The organism is Rhodococcus sp. CX (assembly GCF_015865005.1).
Lineage (GTDB): Bacteria > Actinomycetota > Actinomycetes > Mycobacteriales > Mycobacteriaceae > Rhodococcus.
Genome location: NZ_JADZGH010000070.1, coordinates 31804 through 33984, shown reverse-complemented (window position 1 = coordinate 33984; position 2181 = coordinate 31804). Strand labels below are relative to the sequence as shown.

The 2181-nt window shown below is 65.5% G+C and carries 2 protein-coding genes; one reads left to right on the top strand and one right to left on the bottom strand.

Translation table 11 applies throughout. From position 1 onward, the window contains the following. Nucleotides 1-83 precede the first annotated feature (83 nt). A complete protein-coding gene (locus I0Q12_RS07710; protein WP_197251367.1) occupies nucleotides 84-683 on the bottom strand; it encodes a TetR/AcrR family transcriptional regulator in 600 nt (199 codons plus the stop codon). A 440-nt stretch (nucleotides 684-1123) separates the two neighbouring features. Between I0Q12_RS07710 and I0Q12_RS34825 the strand changes: the two genes are divergently transcribed. Further along, the coding region (locus I0Q12_RS34825; RefSeq protein ID WP_197251366.1) for a cytochrome P450 at nucleotides 1124-2181 on the top strand (1058 nt) is incomplete at its 3' end.

Sequence of the window (2181 nt, the reverse complement as noted above, 5' to 3'; positions counted from 1 at the left end):
ACACCCGTTACCGAAGACCCCCACCGATTCCGGTGGGGGTCTTCGGCTTTCCCGGATCGAATCACTGCCGGCGGGGGTCGACGTCACCCTGGGCGGGTGGGTCTGGGGCCTTCGAGTGCGTGGAACCAGTGCTCGACGCGGCTCACTGTTTCGGCATGGCCACCGGTGACGCCGAGCGAATCCTCCATGATGATCACACGGGACAGGCACGTCATGAGGACCGACGCCACGACTGGGGGAAGATCTTCGTGCTCGATTCCGTACCGGTCGAGGACGGCAGCGATTGCGTCGGCCTGCTGGCGCCTGAATTGTTCTGAGTATTCGGCAATTTGGGTCCGAAGCGTCGGCCGGTGCCGCGACAGTGCAATGAACTCCATCGTCAGTGCCACGCCGGCAGGATCGGTGCTGAACTCCCACAGCGCCCACAGCGGTTGCGGCGAAGCCAGTGCGCTCGCTTGGTATTCGAGGCCTTCCTCGGCTCGACGTCGGAACACCTCGAACAGCAACTCGTCCATGCTCCGGAAGTAGTAGTGCACCAATTGTGGCTTGAGACCGGCTTGTTCGGCGATGCGGCGGGACGAGACGGCGGCGTAGCCGTGTTCGATCATGACCGTTTCGGCGGCGTCGAGCAGTACCGTCCGGTTCTTCGCGTCGGGAGCCCCGATTCTGCGCGGCGATGCCATGCGCGTCGTCCACCTCCAGGATTCGCACATCGGGTCGGGTGTGCTCGCATCGTAGGCGCCGGAGCCGGAAATATGGCGGGTATGCCTCGGTTCTTCGGGAGGCGAACGGCGCGGCAGGTTGTAAGGGGTCACCACCTGTCGTGATTCCGGGCTCGCGACGATCGACGCGGCGGTAGATGTCGACGGACATGACCGATGATCGATTGTCCGATTCGAGTCGGGAGTCGCTGTGCGCTTCGAATCCGTTGTGCGGATTGGGAACCGGGCCATTCCGACTCGAGGCGACATAAGTCTGTTTACATCCGGGGCGTCGGCGGGGTGTGACCTTGACCACGTTCCGGCGGGCGTGCTATCCATGTGCTCAGCATCGCTATGCAACTGCTCAGCATCGGGGTGGGGCTACAGCCGGTCCCGTCCGTGCGCCCAGACAGGAGTTTGCCGTGACCGCTGCACCCGAGAACTCCCCGACCTGCCCGGTCGACCAGCTCGAGAGCGACTTCGCCCGGGATTACTTCACCGACCCGTACTTCACCGACGATCCGCACCCGTTCTACGACCATCTGCGGTCGCGCTGCCCGGTGCACCCGGTCAGCCATGGTGTCCTTGCGGTCACCGGCTACGACGAAGCCCTCGAAGTACTCCGCAACACCACCGTGTTCTCCAACATCACCGCGCCCATCGGCCCGTTTCCGCCGCTGCCGTTCATCCCGGACGGGGACGACATCAACCACCAGATCGACGAATATCGCGACCAATTCCCGCTCAACGAGCACCTGGTCACCATGGACCCGCCCCGGCACACCAAGATCCGTCGCCTGCTCGCCGGCCTGTTCACCCCTCGCCGCATGGAGGAATCCGAAGAGTTCCTCTGGCGCTTGGCGGACAGGCAGATCGACGAATTCCTGGCCGACGGCACCGTCGAGGTCCTGCACGGATTCGCCCAGCCCTTCGCGTTGCTGACCATCGCCAACCTGCTCGGTGTCCCGGAAGAGGACCACGACGACTTCCGCCGTCACCTGCTCGCGCAGCAGGTCGGGGCGATGAGCGAGGCCGATACCCTGGCCACCAACCCGCTGGACTACCTCGACGCGAAGTTCACCGGCTACCTCACCGACCGCCGCGCCAACCCACAGAACGACGTCCTCGGCGCCCTGGCCGCGGCGACCTACCCCGACGGTGAACTTCCCGAGGTGGTCGAACTCGTCCGGCTGGCCACGTTCCTCTTCGGCGCAGGTCAGGACACCACCGCCCGGCTGATCACCGCGGGGATCCGGCACCTGGCCGACACCCCGTCCCTCCAGGCCGCGCTGCGCGCCGATCGCGCCCTGATCCCGGATTTCGTCGAGGAACTGCTGCGCATGGACGGGCCCGTCAAGGGCGATTTCCGGCTCACCCGCACCACTACCGAACTGGCCGGTGTGCGCATTCCGGCCGGCACCGTGGTGATGGTGCTGCCCGGTGCCGCCAATCGCGACCCTGCCCGATTCGACGACCCGCA